This window comes from Cytobacillus horneckiae (genome assembly GCF_002835735.1).
Taxonomy (GTDB): domain Bacteria; phylum Bacillota; class Bacilli; order Bacillales; family Cytobacillaceae; genus Cytobacillus; species Cytobacillus horneckiae.
The window spans coordinates 33,295-49,688 of record NZ_PISD01000010.1 but is presented as its reverse complement, the minus strand read 5'-3'; the positions used below and the strand labels follow the sequence as shown (position 1 = coordinate 49,688).

General features: G+C 36.3%; 18 protein-coding genes. 10 read left to right on the top strand and 8 right to left on the bottom strand.

Annotated elements, in window-relative coordinates; genetic code table 11:
• Window positions 1-18: 18 nt before the first annotated feature.
• On the bottom strand, window positions 19-2,109 hold the full coding sequence (locus CWS20_RS06000; RefSeq protein WP_066195232.1) for a DNA topoisomerase III: 2,091 nt from the start codon (window positions 2,107-2,109) through the stop codon (window positions 19-21).
• 365 nt (window positions 2,110-2,474) lie between these two features.
• On the opposite strand from CWS20_RS06000, the gene hutH reads away from it, so the two are divergent.
• Window positions 2,475-3,959: a histidine ammonia-lyase gene (gene hutH, locus CWS20_RS05995; RefSeq protein WP_066195234.1), complete on the top strand. Its 1,485-nt coding sequence runs from the start codon at window positions 2,475-2,477 to the stop codon at window positions 3,957-3,959.
• Window positions 3,960-4,133: 174 nt separating this feature from the next.
• Here the strand turns inward: hutH and CWS20_RS28370 are convergent, their stop codons facing one another.
• Window positions 4,134-4,298 (bottom strand): hypothetical protein, encoded by a 165-nt coding sequence (locus tag CWS20_RS28370; protein WP_162840973.1) that lies wholly within the window; start codon window positions 4,296-4,298, stop codon window positions 4,134-4,136.
• A gap of 101 nt (window positions 4,299-4,399) precedes the next feature.
• Here CWS20_RS28370 and CWS20_RS05990 point away from each other — a divergent pair, with 101 nt between their 5' ends.
• The 3 genes from CWS20_RS05990 to motB all read left to right on the top strand — a co-directional run bounded on the left by CWS20_RS05990 (window position 4,400) and on the right by motB (window position 6,494).
• Entirely contained in the window at window positions 4,400-4,774 is a 375-nt protein-coding gene (locus tag CWS20_RS05990) for a DnaJ family domain-containing protein (RefSeq protein ID WP_066195236.1), read from the top strand.
• Window positions 4,775-4,960: 186 nt separating this feature from the next.
• Window positions 4,961-5,755 (top strand): flagellar motor stator protein MotA, encoded by a 795-nt coding sequence (motA, locus tag CWS20_RS05985; protein WP_066195238.1) that lies wholly within the window; start codon window positions 4,961-4,963, stop codon window positions 5,753-5,755.
• The gene (gene motB, locus CWS20_RS05980) at window positions 5,748-6,494 is read left to right on the top strand and encodes a flagellar motor protein MotB (protein WP_066195241.1); all 747 of its coding nucleotides are present in this window, start codon (window positions 5,748-5,750) and stop codon (window positions 6,492-6,494) included. The genes motA and motB overlap by 8 nt, the downstream gene beginning before the upstream one ends.
• A 742-nt stretch (window positions 6,495-7,236) precedes the next feature.
• Here the strand turns inward: motB and CWS20_RS05975 are convergent.
• Window positions 7,237-7,464, bottom strand: a complete 228-nt coding sequence (locus tag CWS20_RS05975) for a Phr family secreted Rap phosphatase inhibitor (RefSeq protein ID WP_066195244.1) — start codon at window positions 7,462-7,464, stop codon at window positions 7,237-7,239.
• Window positions 7,465-8,017: 553 nt separating this feature from the next.
• On the opposite strand from CWS20_RS05975, the gene CWS20_RS05970 reads away from it, so the two are divergent.
• Complete coding sequence (locus CWS20_RS05970) at window positions 8,018-8,542, top strand: helix-turn-helix domain-containing protein (protein ID WP_066195246.1); 525 nt, start codon at window positions 8,018-8,020, stop codon at window positions 8,540-8,542.
• Window positions 8,543-9,433: 891 nt separating this feature from the next.
• Here the strand turns inward: CWS20_RS05970 and CWS20_RS05965 are convergent.
• Together CWS20_RS05965 and CWS20_RS05960 are read right to left on the bottom strand one after the other, a co-directional pair.
• The gene (locus tag CWS20_RS05965) at window positions 9,434-10,651 is read right to left on the bottom strand and encodes an MFS transporter (protein ID WP_066195249.1); all 1,218 of its coding nucleotides are present in this window, start codon (window positions 10,649-10,651) and stop codon (window positions 9,434-9,436) included.
• A gap of 49 nt (window positions 10,652-10,700) precedes the next feature.
• Window positions 10,701-11,117, bottom strand: a complete 417-nt coding sequence (locus CWS20_RS05960; RefSeq protein ID WP_066195252.1) for a MarR family winged helix-turn-helix transcriptional regulator — start codon at window positions 11,115-11,117, stop codon at window positions 10,701-10,703.
• 181 nt (window positions 11,118-11,298) lie between these two features.
• Between CWS20_RS05960 and CWS20_RS05955 the strand changes: the two genes are divergently transcribed.
• Window positions 11,299-12,396 carry a carbohydrate kinase gene (locus tag CWS20_RS05955; protein ID WP_066195254.1) on the top strand — a complete coding sequence of 366 codons (1,098 nt, stop codon included), beginning with the start codon at window positions 11,299-11,301 and terminating at the stop codon, window positions 12,394-12,396.
• A 15-nt stretch (window positions 12,397-12,411) separates the two neighbouring features.
• Window positions 12,412-13,323, top strand: coding sequence for a pseudouridine-5'-phosphate glycosidase (locus CWS20_RS05950; RefSeq protein WP_066195257.1), 912 nt, complete (start codon window positions 12,412-12,414; stop codon window positions 13,321-13,323).
• Window positions 13,324-13,361: 38 nt separating this feature from the next.
• On the opposite strand, the gene CWS20_RS28575 is transcribed toward CWS20_RS05950, so the two are convergent.
• Both CWS20_RS28575 and CWS20_RS28570 read right to left on the bottom strand, forming a co-directional pair.
• A complete protein-coding gene (locus CWS20_RS28575; protein ID WP_241198812.1) occupies window positions 13,362-13,463 on the bottom strand; it encodes an anti-repressor SinI family protein in 102 nt (33 codons plus the stop codon).
• Between the two features lie 53 nt (window positions 13,464-13,516).
• Window positions 13,517-13,666, bottom strand: a complete 150-nt coding sequence (locus CWS20_RS28570) for a helix-turn-helix domain-containing protein (protein ID WP_241198813.1) — start codon at window positions 13,664-13,666, stop codon at window positions 13,517-13,519.
• A 511-nt stretch (window positions 13,667-14,177) separates the two neighbouring features.
• On the opposite strand from CWS20_RS28570, the gene CWS20_RS05940 reads away from it, so the two are divergent.
• Window positions 14,178-14,318 carry an anti-repressor SinI family protein gene (locus tag CWS20_RS05940; protein WP_241198814.1) on the top strand — a complete coding sequence of 47 codons (141 nt, stop codon included), beginning with the start codon at window positions 14,178-14,180 and terminating at the stop codon, window positions 14,316-14,318.
• A 44-nt stretch (window positions 14,319-14,362) separates the two neighbouring features.
• Here the strand turns inward: CWS20_RS05940 and CWS20_RS05935 are convergent, their stop codons facing one another.
• Window positions 14,363-14,686 (bottom strand): helix-turn-helix domain-containing protein, encoded by a 324-nt coding sequence (locus tag CWS20_RS05935; RefSeq protein WP_066195260.1) that lies wholly within the window; start codon window positions 14,684-14,686, stop codon window positions 14,363-14,365.
• A gap of 274 nt (window positions 14,687-14,960) precedes the next feature.
• Here CWS20_RS05935 and CWS20_RS05930 point away from each other — a divergent pair, with 274 nt between their 5' ends.
• Both CWS20_RS05930 and map read left to right on the top strand, forming a co-directional pair.
• Window positions 14,961-15,479, top strand: coding sequence for a type 1 glutamine amidotransferase domain-containing protein (locus CWS20_RS05930; RefSeq protein ID WP_066195263.1), 519 nt, complete (start codon window positions 14,961-14,963; stop codon window positions 15,477-15,479).
• A gap of 126 nt (window positions 15,480-15,605) precedes the next feature.
• The gene (map, locus tag CWS20_RS05925; protein ID WP_066195267.1) at window positions 15,606-16,355 is read left to right on the top strand and encodes a type I methionyl aminopeptidase; all 750 of its coding nucleotides are present in this window, start codon (window positions 15,606-15,608) and stop codon (window positions 16,353-16,355) included.
• Window positions 16,356-16,394 lie beyond the last annotated feature (39 nt).

Below are 16,394 nucleotides of genomic sequence, written 5' to 3'. Positions count from 1 at the left end.
AGTTTTTTGTTAAATGAATTAATCTTTCTTTTCCAGTGCTTGTTTCAATAAGTCGCCAAGGCTTGTACCGAAAGAATCATCTTTTTGAGTGTACTTTTGAACAAGCTTTCTTTCTTCTCGTTTATTGACTTTCTTCTTTTTATCAGTCGCCTTTTCCACGACATTACAAGGGCGGCATTGGAAGTATACCCCTGCCTTTCCGTTATGCATTTCCATCTTTTTATGGCATTGCGGGCAGCGGCGATTCGACAGCTTTGGATCTTTTCTTTTTCTGAAATTACACTCCATACTGGAGCAAACAAGGACCTTCCCATCTTTCGTGTTTCTTTCTTTTAAGAATGAACCGCATTCCGGGCATTTAGAGCCTGTTAGATTATGGGCCTTATAGGATTTATCGCTCCGTTTAACTTCAGATACGAGCTGCTTCGTCTGCTGCCTAATATTTTTTAAGAAGACTTTAGCATCCGCTTTTCCGCGTGCGATTTGTTCCAGTTCTTTTTCCCATTTAGCTGTCAGCTCTGGAGATTTTAAATCATCATTCACTAAATCCATAAGCTGCTTGCCTTTTTGTGTGGAGTGCAAACGTCCGTTTTGTCTTTCCAATACTTCTGTTGCAAGCAATCTTTCAATGATTTCTGCTCTTGTTGCAGGTGTGCCAAGGTCAAATTTCTCCATTTGCTGTAAAATATCAGCTTCTGTATAACGGGAAGGTGCTTCAGTTAATTTATTTTCAGCCTCTACCGATTGCACCGTAAAGTTTTTCCCATGTTGAAGGGAGGCTAGCTGATTTTTGCTTTTTTCTTCAGTATTTCCGGTAATCTTTTTAAAGCCCATATCAATAACCGCTGTTTCTCTGGCAATAAAAGTTTCCTTATTCACATTAATCACTGCATGAATTGTTTCGTACTTATATGGCTCGTAGAAAAGTGAAAGGAATCGCTTGACGATAATGTCGTACAGCTTCCGTTCATCCGCAGATAAATCACTTAAATGAACTCTCTCTTCTGTTGGAATAATTGCATGGTGGTCTGTCACTTTCTCATTATTAAAGACACGTTTAGCAAGAACTTTTCCTTTGTTCATCAGCGCAGGCTTCACCTCATCTTTATAGGCAGATGCTATTCCATGCAGACGTTCAGCCATCGTTCCTTCCATATCCTTTGTTAAATAGCGTGAATCGGTACGCGGATAGGTGACAAGCTTATGTTGTTCATATAACTTCTGCAAAACATTTGAAGTTTTTTTCGCAGAAAATCCAAAGCGCTTATTGGCATCTCTTTGCAGCTCTGTTAGATCATAAGGCAAAGGCTGTGTTTCCATTTTTTCTTTGCGGTTTACTGAAACAATGGCAGCTGCTTGCCCTTTTGTTTTGTGGACAATCTGTTCCGCTGTTTCTTTAGAGAAGATTTTCTTTTCTCCATTTTGCTCCCACTCAGCCTGTAGGGGACCTATAGCTGCTTTAATTGTCCAATATTCTTTAGGAACAAATTTTTGAATGACCTTTTCTCTTTCCATGACTAGCGAAAGGGTAGGCGTTTGTACGCGCCCAGCGGATAATGGCTCTTGATATTTTGTTGTTAATGCCCGGGTAACATTTAAGCCAATGAGCCAATCTGCCTCAGCTCGGCATACAGCTGATTGATATAAATCATTGAACTGCTTTCCAGGCTTTAATTGTTTGAAGCCGTCGCGAATAGCGCGGTCTGTTACTGAAGAAATCCATAAGCGCTGAATCGGTTTTTTCCAGCGGATTTTCTCTAATATCCAGCGTGCAACAAGTTCACCTTCACGTCCAGCATCCGTTGCAATGATAATTTCCTTCACATCATTCCGTTTTGACAAATGTTCAATTGCTTTAAATTGGTGACTTGTTTGCTTCATCACCTTTAATCCCATTTGATCAGGAATAATCGGTAAATCTTCCAAGTTCCATTGTTTATATTTATTGTCATAGTGCTCAGGCATTTTCAGCTCGACTAAATGTCCCAATGCCCAAGTAACAATATATTGATTGCCTTCAATATAACTTTTATTTGTTTTACTGCAGCCTAAAACACGGGCAATTTCACGTGCAACACTAGGCTTCTCTGCTAATACTAGTGATTTCATAATGGCTCCTTTCTAATAAAAAACAATTTTTCCCTCGCCACTAAGGGAGAATGATTACTTACTATATAATTATAACGGAAAGTAGGAGTAATTTGTATGAACTGCCTGATGAAAGTAAAAGAGGATAGAATCCTTTACTACACTACTTAAGTGCTAATCTAACTTGTTAAAATATGGTATTAATTAATTGACAGGGGATAATTATGAGATTTACAATGAATGAAAAATAAGATTTATTTAAGGAATGATAATAATGGTAAACATCCATCTATTTTCATATAAAAATTGTAAAAGGCCAAGTATCAACTGATTATTTGATACTTGGCCTTTTCTTTATTGTGCTAATGTGATAAGGAGGTAATGGAATGATTGAATTATCAGGAAAAAACTTAACTGTTCAAGATGTAGGAAGAGTCGTATTTAAACAAGAGGAAGTATTTATTGCATTGCAAAGCAGAGAGGATGTAATCAAGAGTCATCAGGCAGTGGAAAAAATAGTAGAAGAAGGAAGAACCATTTATGGCATTACAACTGGATTTGGAAAGTTTAGTGATGTCTATATAGATGCGTGTAATGTAACGGACCTGCAAATCAATTTGATCCGTTCGCATGCTTGTGGTGTAGGTGAACCTTTTTCAGAGGACGTTTCGCGTGCGATGCTGCTATTGAGAGCAAATGCGTTGATCAAAGGGTATTCTGGCGTTCGCTCTGAAGTGGTTGATATGCTGATTCTATTTCTTAATAAACAAATTCACCCGGTTATACCACAGCAGGGCTCTCTAGGAGCAAGCGGAGATTTGGCCCCGCTGTCTCATCTCGCTCTTGCACTTGTTGGTGAGGGAGAGGTTTTTTATAAAGGGGAAGTTCACCATGCTGGAGAAATATTGTCTCAATTGGGTATTCAGCCGCTGATACTGCAAGCGAAGGAAGGACTAGCACTCATTAACGGTACACAAGCGATGACTGCTCAAGGCGTTATTGCCTATCTTGAAGCTGAGAATCTTGCATACAAAAGCGAGAAAATAGCCGCGATGACAATGGAAGGACTCAATGGCATTATCGATGCATTTGATGAGTCTATTCATGTGGCAAGAGGGTATCCTGAACAAGTAGCAACAGCTGAAAGAATGAGAGGCTATTTAGCAGATAGCCAGCTAACGACTAAACAAGGTGAAGTGAGAATGCAGGATGCCTATTCTCTGCGCTGTATTCCTCAAGTTCATGGTGCGACATGGCAAACTTTACAATATGTAAAGGAAAAGCTGGAAATTGAAATGAATGCTGCAACAGATAATCCGCTTATTTTTGATGATGGGGAAAAGGTCATATCCGGAGGCAATTTTCATGGTCAGCCTATTGCCTTTGCGATGGATTTTATGAAAATTGCCATAGCTGAACTCGCTAATATTTCGGAAAGAAGAATTGAGCGGCTTGTAAACCCGCAGTTAAATAATTTGCCAGCCTTCCTTAGCCCTGATCCAGGTCTGCAATCAGGTGCGATGATCATGCAATATTGCGCTGCTTCGCTCGTATCAGAAAATAAAACATTAGCCCATCCAGCGAGTGTTGATTCTATACCGTCTTCAGCAAATCAAGAGGATCATGTCAGCATGGGAACGATCGGGGCTCGCCATGCATACCAAATTACTCAAAATGTAAATAAGGTATTGGCCATTGAATTGATTTGTGCGATGCAGGCAGTGGAAATTAAAGGGACTGGTAAAATGGCAACAGAAACAAAGAAGCTATACAATGAAGGAAGAAAGATTGTTCCATCCATTACGAAGGATAGAGTATTTTCTAAAGATATTGAAGCTTGTGCTGAATGGCTGAATTCGTCTTTTAGTTGAGATTAGCACTCATTATAAGAAGTACCTAAATCTTGCTCCAAAGCAAGCAATGTATCCAATGAAGTGAAGGCAAAAGCGAAAGGAAACCCGTTTTCAGGTGAATCGAGTGGGATCAAATTGAAAAACGAGCAGCTAAATGCCATAATAGGCTTTCAAGCTGCTCATCACTTGTGTTCATCTGTCTTCATCTTCTCCGACGCGGTTTTTAAACGCCTCTTGAACGACTAGAAATTCTTCATCTTCCTGTGCTTCTGTTGCTTTCGGCTTAATGCCGTTATCTTTCGGGTACTCACCTGGGTGCTGCTTATTCTTATGATTAAAATGTTCTCCGCGAGACATATCATCTCTCCTTTCTAAAGGTACAACTGTAGTTTTTCCATTCATTTGTCTGCTATGTATGAAAGGAATATAATAGCTGTAAAGTCGAAGGAGGGTGGGCAATGGATTTATTCTCCATTCTAGCTGAGGAAAGAATTAAGCAAGCACAGAGAGAAAAGCAGTTTGATCATTTGCCAGGAGCAGGTAAACCTCTCCCTAAAGATGAATTGGCATCTGTGCCTGAGAATGTAAGAATGGCTTATCGAATAATGAAAAATGCTGGCTACACTTCAGAAGAAAGTGAAATAAAATTAGAAATGATCACAATTAAAGATCTAATTAAAGCATGTGAAACTGAAGAAGCAAAAAAGCAATTAAATCAAGAACTGAATGAAAAAATCCTGAAGTATAACCGCTTGTTATCGAAGAGAAAAATCAATACTAATTCATCCGTCTTTAAAAATTATGAGGAAAAAATAAATAATAAATTATTGTAATTGGATAGACAGGTAGCTGTCTATTTTTTTGTGAAATAAAATAGGTAAAAAGACCTTTAAAAATAATTTAACTTATAAAAGAGTTTGTCGAAATAAGAAGAGATAAGGTTGTTTTACCAATTTTTGTTCCGAATTATGGTATTTTTTAGGTTTAAAGTCATATTTTTTAGATAGGTGTGATACTCGATGGATAAAACAACGTGGATAGGTGTTGGATTAGGAATCATTGCAGTTGTATTAGGGATGATTTTGAAAGGTGTTGGGTTTGATGTTTTACTAAACCCTGCCGCTGTTCTTATAATTATTATTGGGACGGCAGCTTCAGTTATTACAGCTTTTCCAACAAGTGAAATCAAACGTGTTCCGAAAATTGTAGGCATTCTTTTTAAAGAGAAAAACATAATGGATTCTGAAGAGCTCATTCGCCAATTTTCTGATTGGGCACAGCTTGCAAGGAAAGAAGGACTGCTTTCTTTAGAAGCGCGCATATCAGAAGTAGAGGATCCTTTTTTAAAAAATGGATTACTATTAGCGGTTGATGGACAGAGTGCTGATTACATAAGAGATGTTCTGAATGAAGAGATAGATGCAATGGAGGAAAGACACTTGTCCGGTGCTCAAATTTTTACGCAGGCAGGTACTTATGCACCTAGTCTAGGTGTGTTAGGAGCAGTTATTGGGTTAATAGCAGCCCTTGGAAATATGAGTGATATGGATGTATTAGGAGAAGCCATAAGCGCTGCATTCGTGGCTACAATGCTCGGGATATTTACCGGATATATATTGTGGCATCCTTTTGCGAATAAATTAAAGCGCAAATCAAAAATTGAAGCAAAGCAAAAAAGAATCATGATTGAGGGAATTCTTTCAATTCTTGAAGGTGAATCTCCAAGAGTCATTGAGCAAAAGCTATCATCTTATTTACCAGGTATACAAAGAACAGTCTTTTTAAATGAAAGCAGCGTGACAATGGATGAGTAAAAGGCGGAAACGTAACGATCATGAAGAACATGTTGATGAATCATGGCTGCTTCCATATGCCGATTTACTTACGCTGCTCGTCGCTTTATTTATTGTTTTGTTTGCGATGAGCTCTGTGGATGCTCAAAAGTTTCAACAGCTTTCCCGAGCATTTAATGAAGTGTTTTCTGGGGGAAGTGCTGTGATGGATTTTCCGAGCACCATGCCGGAAGGTCAAAGGGAACCAGTTGAAAAGCAGTCAATACCTAATGAATTTTTCGATGAAGCGAAGGATCAAGAGGAATTGAAAGAACTTCAGAACAAAGTAAATCGATATATTAATGATAAAAGTTTAAATGATAAATTAGAATCAGAATTAACATCCGAAGGTTTATTAGTAACAATCCGGGACAATGTGCTTTTTGCCTCCGGTAGTGCAGATGTGCGAAAAGCTGATTTGCACATTGCTCGGGAAATTTCCGATTTATTAGTAATAAATCCTCCAAGGAATATCATTATTAGCGGCCATACTGACAATGTGCCTATAAGAAACTCCTCATTTTCATCAAACTGGGAGCTAAGTGTGATGAGGGCTGTGAATTTCATGAAAGTACTGCTGGAGAACGAATCTTTAAATCCAGCTTGGTTCAGTGCAAAAGGTTTTGGAGAATTCCAGCCCACAGCTGACAATAACACTGCGGAAGGAAGAGAGCTTAACAGGCGTGTAGAAATTTTAATTTTGCCTAGGGTGGAAGAATAGCCAATAGAAAGAGGCTAACTATAGAAAGTCAAGCAATTTATAAACAATTGTAATTCAATTATCAAGTAGAAATGTAAGCATAACAAAGAAGCCTGATAATGGCCTCATTTTAAAAAAATGGGGCTGTTATTAGGCTTCATTATAAGATTCTTCTTTTCGAAGTCAATGAAAGAGGACTCTCATCAGTTCCTTCCCTATATTACTAATCACCACGTTATAATGTTTTTCTTCCGATTGTTTCATTTTTTATATTTCTTGAATATTGGTGAATATACGGTTATCAATCGTGCGGCGTGATACATTGCCCAATGCAAAAAAGAAGTGACCATCTTTCCCTTCCATTTACCCTCACCAGCCTCATAAATGGATGCTCCGTCCTCGTAAAAGCCAATAACTGACAAGGTGTCTTGAAATTATAAATATCACCTATTTCTGCTAGGGTGATACTACTGAATCCCAGATAAACAAAGAGCTATGGTTAGATTCTCTAAAAACCAGTTACTTAAAAAGTATTGTAGGGTGAGTGACTAATCGACAGCGTTGCTTTTAGTATATAAAACGATAAAAAAAGCACAGAGGTAGCAAACCTCTTATGCTTAAAATACAAGGTTGGTCATAACTAAATGAACGATTCTTAAATCTGAATAATTTAAATAAACCGATTTATTACGAAACTCTAAACTGAATTTCGTAATAAATCGGTTGTTTCTTTGGCTGAAATACTTCTGTCTCAGCCCTTTTTCTAAATGCCCCATCCATGACTAAGACTTTTTATTTCCGTATGTTGTATTTCTGAGGAAGAATGTTCATTTGGACTAACTCCATTTAATCCAAAAGACAAAACAGCTATAACTGCTAACCCCAATACACTTAATTTAATTTTTTTCATCTTTATGCCCTTTTTTTGTAATACAATTTTAGCTTCATCGCTCTTATTAATTTCTTTTTTTGCGACAACTTGACCACTCAAAATTAACCTCACCATTTCTGAACACTTTTCGGTGTCTTAAATGTTGAATTAGTATAGTGAACCAATGTAGCAGAATAAATTTTTAAGGGTAACTTAGAAGTTATATAAGCAACATATATCTATTCTATTAGCAGTACTTTTGATCAACTGCAAATGATGTAAACATGTGACGTATTTTCAAATTCATCGTCTACATATGAAAATGTGTATTTCAAATATAAAATCTGGCTGATCATTTCTGAGATTTTAGATAAATTAAGATATGGTATGATTTATTAACAAATAGTTAGTAAGTCATTTTTTTTTTTGAATCTTCCTACATCATAAGAGCGACTTTTTACCTATCACTTGTTTTAAATTTTATATTATCTTTTCAATAATAATAGACCCAATATTATTTGCAAGAAAAAGGGAGTAATTTATGAATAGGTTTAACGATCGATATTCAAAGTTGATATATCATCTATTTTATGAAGACAGTTGGTGCAGTTTAAATGAACTATCAAACAAGACAGGTTTCTCAAAGAGTACGCTATGGAGGGATTTAGTATTAATGGATTCAAGTTTGCCTTCGCAATGGAAAATTGAGAAGAGCGAAACTCATGGGGTGAGATTAGTAAAGCCACAAAACGGTACACTAGAAGAATTATGGTTATATTTTAAGAGAGAGAATCCTTATTTTCAAACCTTGAGAATGATTATTACTAACAATGGGGTAACAATGAATGATATTACCCAGCAAATTCATGTAAGCAGGCCTACTATATATCGTCAGTTAGAAAAAATTGAAGGTGTGATAAAAAAATCGGGAGTTAATTTATCTCATAGTCCATTTAAATTAGTAGGTGATGAAAAGAACATACGAAGACTTATCATGCAATATGTAGAATATATGGCTGGAGAATTAAATGAATTTGTTATCTCATTCGATATTAAAGAATTTCAAGAAGCGCTCTTAAATATTTTAAAAGAGCATCAAACGACTTTACATTTAGGAGCTATTCAAAAATTGGCCATTATTCAACAGATTATGATCTTCAACAAAGGCACGATTATTGAATTAATAAAGTATTTATAATCTATTAACATTAGCTAAATATAAGTATGTTAACTTTAAATTGTAACGATGAAGACAACAATATTCTATTAAGGATAGGATGTGTTAGATAAAATGGTTACTAAAGTGGGCATAAATTTTTTACTCTTAATGGTGCATTTCTACTTGCTATAAGTAGCATCTAAAAATTTTTTATTATTATATTGTATTACCAATAACATTAAATCTGATGTCAGCAAAAATAATGCTGACTTTTTTATTTTGTAGAACGGGACGGAAACTACACAATATGCCGCAAAAATAATAATTGAGGAAGGTTGGTTTGAAAAAAAACTAGAAGGAGGATAACGTAAAAGATTATTTTATTGATAAATTCGAATCAAATACAGATTATTTAAAATAAAGACAATAATCTTCTTCAACCTAGTGTCGATGAATTTTTGAGTAATAACAATTTTCACGGAGATTATTTAGAAGAATAGGGTAGTGATAGCTATATAGAAGGCTACATGTTTGAAATAATGGAGGTTTCTTTGGATATAGAAGAGAGAAAGCGATGTTAATTTCTTTTCGATATCGAGTGTTTCTGGTAAATATTATCTTAATATTTAAAAAATACAATAAGTGTTGACATACCAATCAAAAATTCTATCAGATTAGCTGAGAGTTAGGAGGGATTGGCTGCAAGTGAAAATTGTGGAAAAAAACTTGGAAGATCAAAGGTAGACAAAGAAAAAGTATCCTTTGCAATATAAATGTATAAGAGCGAAGGATACTATGATAAAGAAATTATAGAAAGTACTGGCATTTCTCAATGGTTCATTGTATAGGCCTATATAAACGAGCACTTTAAAGAACTTAATCATGTTTCTATTTTTACGGTCAATAACAGGAATCCAGTGATTATGCCTTTTAGGTGATGTTTTTTGTTAATTGTTGTTTCGCTTGTTTTTGTACATTTAATACATTTTTTCCATGCAGGAAGTGGTAGGCAACAAAAGCGAGAAGCACGACGCCAGCCAATATTAAATAGAGGTTGGAGAAGCTAGTATACACTGCGATGACCCCTAATGCATAGGAACCTATGCCAATGCCGGAATCAAAGAAGGTGAAAAAGGTTGATGTTGCCAAGCCGCTTTTAGAAGAATCTGAGTTCTGAATGGCAATTGTTTGCAACGCAGGCGATAGATTTCCGTAACCTAAGCCGATTAATCCTCCGGCCAGCAGGAAAAAGAATGTATTGGTAGCAAAACTAAGCATGAGCATTCCAATCGCAAATAAGATGATTGCCGGGTAGACAATTCGGTTTTCACCATACATATCAAACCATCTTCCTGTAAATGGTCTGGAAGCAATGATAAAGGCAGCATAAACAACAAAGAAAAAGCTTGCCGCTTCAATTAATCCCAACTCATTCGCATAAATGGATATGAATGAAAGAACACCGGAATAAGCAAGTGCGAGTATACCGCCGACAATTGCAATGGGAACGGCATTTTTCTCGAAGAAACTTGAGATTGAAAAGCCGCTTGGCTCATTTTTGCTTTCATTATTAGCAGGCGATGCCTCAGGAATATGGACAATAAAAGAAAGGATAAATGCAATGATGGCCATTATTAGACAAAGATTGAACAACCAGGAAAAATTAGTAAATTGAACAATCGTTAATCCTGTGAAAGGGCCAATAACCATTGCCAGATTCATAAATAAGGCGTAATAACCAAGGCCTTCACCTTTTCTTCTATCAGGAATGATGTCGGCTACAATTGCTCCAGTTGCCGTTGTCGCCATACCAAAGCCGATACCATGAAGAAAGCGTAATATCACTAAAAACGTGACAGAACTTGCCAATTGATACAATAAGCTTGAAATGAAAAAGATTGCAACTGCAAAAAGTAAGATTTTCTTTCTTCCTATAACATCAATCCACTTTCCGGTAAATGGCCGGCATAATACGGCTGCGATAAGAAATACCCCTGTAACTAAGCCTACTGACGATTCACTGCTATTTAAATCTTCTAATACATAAATGGGTAGTGTCGTTAACAAAATATAAAAAACGACAAAAAGAAAAAAGCTAATAAATGATACTCCTAAAAAATCTTTTGTCCATAAAGGCTCTTTTTTCAAACCGATGTCCTCCTAACTTTTCGGCAAGGCGGATATCTTAATATCTAACTTAACCGAGATTGTTTTTTAATTTTTGAGTGAGCTTAAGGAGGTCATCTATTTCTTCATCTAATACTTGATGAAGCACCTCATCTTCCGTCTTGCGTACGACCTTTAGCCATACGGGGTACTCATTTAATGCTGCTTCTGTAAGCTCTATCTTTTTTTCCCGCTTATCCTTTCCAGGTAATCTGATAATCCAGCCTGATTTTTCCATGCGAATTAATGTTCTCGTCATCGTAGGTGCTTCGACACCTAAGTAATTCGAAATTTCCTTTTGAGATAGTGCACCGTCTCTTTTTAAAAGGAAAATAATGCTCCATTGGGCCGAATATATACCAAGCGGAACAAGATTTTCATTTAATATTTTTGAATAATGACGTGATACTTGATTTATTGAGTGAAACAGTTCGCTTTGCTTATTCATCGCATTCTCTCCGATTAATGAAAATAGTTACCTAGGTAACTATATACCTAATGAATAATAAAGTCTAGAAAAAGTTTCGGGAGGCGAATTAGTTGATTTTTTCGAAAAACACTTGCTTTCTTTTTAGACAAAAGTTTATAATATAGACAAAAGTTTGCTGATGAAAGGAGGACAAGCATTCATGAATGAAAAAGAAATGAATATTTTAGCACTTATCCAAGAGAATCCTTTTATTTCACAAGTTGAATTGGCAAATAAAACTGGACTATCGCGATCAGCAGTAGCTGGATATATTTCTTCATTAACAAAGCAAGGGAAAATTCATGGCAGAGCTTACGTATTGCCAAAGAAGAAAGATATTCTATGTGTCGGCGGCTCCAATATTGATAGAAAGATTCAGAGTATCGAAAAACTGCAAACGGGCACATCGAATCCTGCACAAAGCTCGCAATCATGTGGCGGAGTTGCCAGGAACATCGCTGAGAACTTAGGCAGACTAGGCACTGATGTTTCATTATTAACTGCGGTTGGCGAGGATCATGAAGGATCGTGGTTAATGAAACAAACGGAGTGTTTTGTCGACATTTCTCCTTCACAAATAATGGCTGACTACACAACTGGCACTTATACAGCTGTTCTTGATAATGAAGGTGAAATGGCGATTGCACTTGCGGATATGTCTATTTATGACAATATCTATCAAGAACTAATTGAAAAGAAATGGGGACATTTCGCCTCATCTGAAATGGTCATTTTAGATACTAATTTTCCTGCTGATGTATTAGAGCAAATCATTATAAGATGTGAGGAAGATGATATACCATTGTGTATCACCCCTGTCTCTTCGCCAAAGGTAAAAAAACTTCCACAGCAATTAAAAGGAGTTACATGGTTAATTGCGAACAGAGATGAAGCTGAGGTTTTGTCCGGAATTGAAATTGAAACAGAAGGCGACTTCTTTAAATCAGCAGAGTTAATTATGGAAAAAGGAGTAGAAAAGGTTGTCATAACAAGAGGAGACAAAGGCTTAATCTTCTTTACTAAAAAGGGGGAGGCTGGAGTCATTCTTCCTCCAAAAGTAAAGGTGGCAGATGTGACAGGTGCCGGAGATTCTCTTGTTGCAGGAATTATTTATGCACATTTAAAAGGTATGAGTGTTGAAGATGCATGCAAAATCGGCATTTCCTGTTCAAATTTGACATTGCAATCGTACGATACTGTTAATCCAAAATTAAATCATAGACGTTTACAAGAAACCTTCCAAGAGAATTTTTCATAAGGAGACGAGATAATCATGACAGAAAACTGGCTGGAATATTCAAATGAAGTATTAGAGGCAAAGAAAGCATATAAACCGATTGTAGCGTTAGAATCTACCATTATTTCACACGGAATGCCATATCCGCAAAATGTTAAAATGGCAAAAGAAGTGGAAGAAATCATTCGCCAAAATGGAGCTGTCCCTGCAACGATTGCTATTATAGATGGAAAAATTAAAATTGGTTTATCTGATGAAGAATTAGAATTTTTAGCAACAAGTACTGATATCGCGAAGGCAAGCCGCAGAGATATCCCTTATCTTGTGGCAACTAAAAAGCACGGTGCAACAACAGTGGCAGCTACAATGATTTGTGCGCAGCTTGCCGGCATTGAAGTTTTTGTTACTGGAGGAATCGGCGGCGTTCATCGCGGAGCAGAAACAACGATGGATATCTCTGCTGATTTACAGGAGCTGGCACAAACAAATGTCGCTGTAGTTTGCGCAGGAGCTAAATCCATATTAGATATTGGTTTGACACTAGAATATCTAGAAACTCATGGGGTACCTGTGGTTGGTTTCGAAACAGATAAACTTCCAGCCTTCTATACTAGGACAAGTCCTTATGCAGTGAATTATCGTGTAGATGAAACTGAAGAAGCTGCCCGACTAATTAGGGCGAAATGGGATCTTGGGCTAGAGGGTGGTATAGTCATTGCTAACCCAATACCTGAAACTGATGCAATGGAAGAAGCTGACATCACCAATATTATAGAAAAGGCTTTGGCTGAAGCAAAGGAAAATGCTATAAGCGGTAAAGAGGTTACGCCATTTTTACTAGGTAAGGTGAAAGAATTAACTGAAGGAAAAAGCTTAACAGCTAATATCGCTTTAGTGAAGCATAATGCAGTAGTAGGTGCAAAGATTGCTGTAGACCTACAAAAATAATGTCTTATCTAAACAAGTCGTCAATTTTATTTGGCGACTTATTTACTATGTTTCCTTCCAATTAAAAATTGTGTGAACTCTTCTTTCGTTATGCCGTTTAATACCGCTTGTTTAATTAGAAGCTGCCAATCTTCATCCAATATCCACTCTTTTTGAACAAGAAAATCTTCAACAGGTGTTTCAAGAGAATTTGCTAATTTAGTAATGATGTCAAGCGAGGGGTTTTTTGTAAGCCTCTTTCCATGTAGCTAATATATGATTTTGATACTTTCGCTTTACGTGCTAATTCATTGATTGAAAATCCACGCTTAGTCCTTAAAGTTTTTAACTTTCCTCCAATCATTCACTAGTTCTCCCTCTGGTTTATTATTTAATTCATTATAACGAACGAATGAATATTAATGATTTTATGAAATATTGAGATAATATTCGAAAACAGTAGATAATTGTAGTAAATAGTTATAAATAATGAGAAAATCAATTAATTTCCTATTTTAAAAAATAATTCGTATGGACTATACTTAAAAATACGTTCTTAATAAAGAATATTTTAAAAATACAAAATCAGATTAGCATAAGCTCAGCTTTCACTAAGAAAAATTTGGGTCTTTCCGAAGTATTCAGACTTGAAAAATTTGTCATTTTTTGCATAAAAATGATGAAAAAACAGCAGTATTTCTAGAGAGATAAGTGTAAAATAAGATTATATCTAAATTGTCTGAAAATAAATGATAATTCTTTAGAAGTGGTAGAAATGGACTATGATTAGGTGATCAGCTAGATGAGAGATTAATTGAGCAACCATGATGGCAGATTGCCTCGGACAGGGATCAATATACTTGGAGGGATGATTGTTGGAAGATTCTTTGTTGGCAACTGAAAACCTAGATGAAGAATGGTTAAAGCTCATTTTGGAAGCGAAAGAAATAGGTTTGGACAAAGAGGATATTAGACGTTTCCTTATAACAAATACAAAGGAGACGAAATTTATATAAGAAAAAACCCTTATGCCCATTTGAAATGGATGTAAGGGTTTTTTTTACTTGTTATTCTTTACTTTCCATTTATTGAAGTCTAAAAATTCCTTAAACTCCTGTTTTGATACACCCGATTCCATTGCTTCTTTTACAATATTGATCCACTCAGCATCCAAATCATCTTTATTAATTTGTTCATGAATTAGATGATCGACTGGAACGTTTAACACACCAGCAATTTTTTCTAGGAATTGTATGGAAGGGTTTGTTTGCAGGTTTCTCTCTAAAGAACTTAAATAAGACTTAGCGACGCCAGCCTGTTCAGCAAGTTCTGATAGAGACATCTTCTTCTCTTGTCTAAGTTTTTTTACTCGATTACCGATCATTTTTTTCACCCTACCTATCATTGTTGGTAACAATATCATATCAAAAAAAGGCTTATTATCATCTGCTGTAGAATAAATGTAATCTCTTAGTATCTTAATTGTAATAAATTTTTTTGCCGCTGGAATGACGATACTATATTAACTATTTTTATTATATATCGATTTTACATGAAGTTCTATTAATCGGAAAAAACTTATTAAAGGTTTTAAGATTTTTTTTTAGGGAAATCTTCTACTATAGAAATATTAATTATCGAAAGAGGAGTGACTACCATTGGGTAAAAAAGTTGCATGCTTAATTACAAATATGTTTGAGGACTCTGAATACACGGATCCTGCTAATAAATTTAAGGAAGCAGGACATGAAGTGGTAGCGATTGAAAAAGAATCTGGAAAATCTGTTCAAGGGAAACAAGGAAATGATAAAGTGCAAATAGATAAAGGCATAGACGAAGTGAAAGCTGCTGACTACGATGCTTTATTTATTCCGGGAGGATTCTCGCCTGATATTCTTCGCGCAGATGAACGCTTTGTTCTATTTACGAAAGAAATGATGGAAGCTAAAAAGCCAGTATTCGCCATTTGTCATGGACCGCAGCTACTTATCACCGCTAAAACACTAGAGGGACGCGATGCGACGGGGTACAAGTCCATTCACGTTGATATGGAATATGCAGGTGCTAATTTGCATGATGAAGAAGTGGTCGTATGCCAAAATCAACTCGTAACGAGCAGGACCCCAGATGACTTACCTGCCTTCATAAGAGAGTCATTAAAATTACTATCATCATAATTTGAAGTGTGATTTTAAATTTTTGCGAATGAAAATAACTTTTTTGAAAAACCTTCCTTCCAACGATAATATAAAATAGAAGTATATAATAATCTATAGTATATATTGTTGAAGGAAGGTCTATATATGATTGTATTAAAATCATCAAGGGAAATTGAAAAAATGGCGGAAGCTGGAAAAATTCTTGCAGCTTGTCATAAGGAAATTGCTAAAAGAATGAAACCCGGTGTAACAACTTGGGAAATTGAAGAGTTTGTTGACGGCTTTTTAAAAAAACATGGTGCAACACCAGAGCAAAAAGGGTATCGCGGATATAAATATGCTACTTGCGCAAGTGTAAATGATGAAATCTGCCACGGATTCCCAAGAAAGGAACCGTTGTCTCAAGGTGATATTGTCACGATTGATATGGTAGTTAAATACAACGGTGCACTAGCAGATTCTGCATGGACATACGCAGTTGGGGAAGTGCCTGACGACATTAAGCAGCTATTAAGTGTGACGAAAGAGGCTCTTTATAAAGGAATTGAGCAGGTGAAGGCAGGGAATCGGATTGGTGATATTGGTCATGCGATTCAAACGTATGTTGAGAGTGAAGGGTTTTCTGTCGTGCGTGATTTTATTGGCCATGGTATAGGTGCTGTGATTCACGAGAAGCCGGATATTCCACATTTTGGTTTGCCAGGTAAAGGGGCAAGGTTAAAAGAAGGGATGGTCTTTACAATTGAGCCGATGGTCAATATGGGGCAATACCATATGAAGATGGATGAAAACGGCTGGACTGCAAGAACGGCTGACAGCTCATTGTCTGCACAGTATGAACATACAATCGCTTTAACAAGAGAAGGTCCGATTATTCTTACAAACCAGGATTAAAAAAGCAATGCAGCCATTATCTGGCTGCGTTTGCTATCC

What these genes read in the sequence shown, in the direction of transcription:
- hutH (WP_066195234.1), top strand. Translation starts at nt 2,475, where the DNA reads ATGATTGAATTATCAGGAAAAAACTTAACTGTTCAAGATGTAGGAAGA.
- CWS20_RS05950 (WP_066195257.1), top strand. Translation starts at nt 12,412, where the DNA reads ATGACAGAAAACTGGCTGGAATATTCAAATGAAGTATTAGAGGCAAAG.
- CWS20_RS05955 (WP_066195254.1), top strand. Translation starts at nt 11,299, where the DNA reads ATGAATGAAAAAGAAATGAATATTTTAGCACTTATCCAAGAGAATCCT.
- CWS20_RS06000 (WP_066195232.1), bottom strand. Translation starts at nt 2,109, where the DNA reads ATGAAATCACTAGTATTAGCAGAGAAGCCTAGTGTTGCACGTGAAATT.
- CWS20_RS05970 (WP_066195246.1), top strand. Translation starts at nt 8,018, where the DNA reads ATGGATTCAAGTTTGCCTTCGCAATGGAAAATTGAGAAGAGCGAAACT.
- CWS20_RS28370 (WP_162840973.1), bottom strand. Translation starts at nt 4,298, where the DNA reads ATGTCTCGCGGAGAACATTTTAATCATAAGAATAAGCAGCACCCAGGT.
- motB (WP_066195241.1), top strand. Translation starts at nt 5,748, where the DNA reads ATGAGTAAAAGGCGGAAACGTAACGATCATGAAGAACATGTTGATGAA.
- CWS20_RS28570 (WP_241198813.1), bottom strand. Translation starts at nt 13,666, where the DNA reads ATGATTGGAGGAAAGTTAAAAACTTTAAGGACTAAGCGTGGATTTTCA.
- map (WP_066195267.1), top strand. Translation starts at nt 15,606, where the DNA reads ATGATTGTATTAAAATCATCAAGGGAAATTGAAAAAATGGCGGAAGCT.
- CWS20_RS05935 (WP_066195260.1), bottom strand. Translation starts at nt 14,686, where the DNA reads ATGATCGGTAATCGAGTAAAAAAACTTAGACAAGAGAAGAAGATGTCT.
- motA (WP_066195238.1), top strand. Translation starts at nt 4,961, where the DNA reads ATGGATAAAACAACGTGGATAGGTGTTGGATTAGGAATCATTGCAGTT.
- CWS20_RS05990 (WP_066195236.1), top strand. Translation starts at nt 4,400, where the DNA reads ATGGATTTATTCTCCATTCTAGCTGAGGAAAGAATTAAGCAAGCACAG.
- CWS20_RS05960 (WP_066195252.1), bottom strand. Translation starts at nt 11,117, where the DNA reads ATGAATAAGCAAAGCGAACTGTTTCACTCAATAAATCAAGTATCACGT.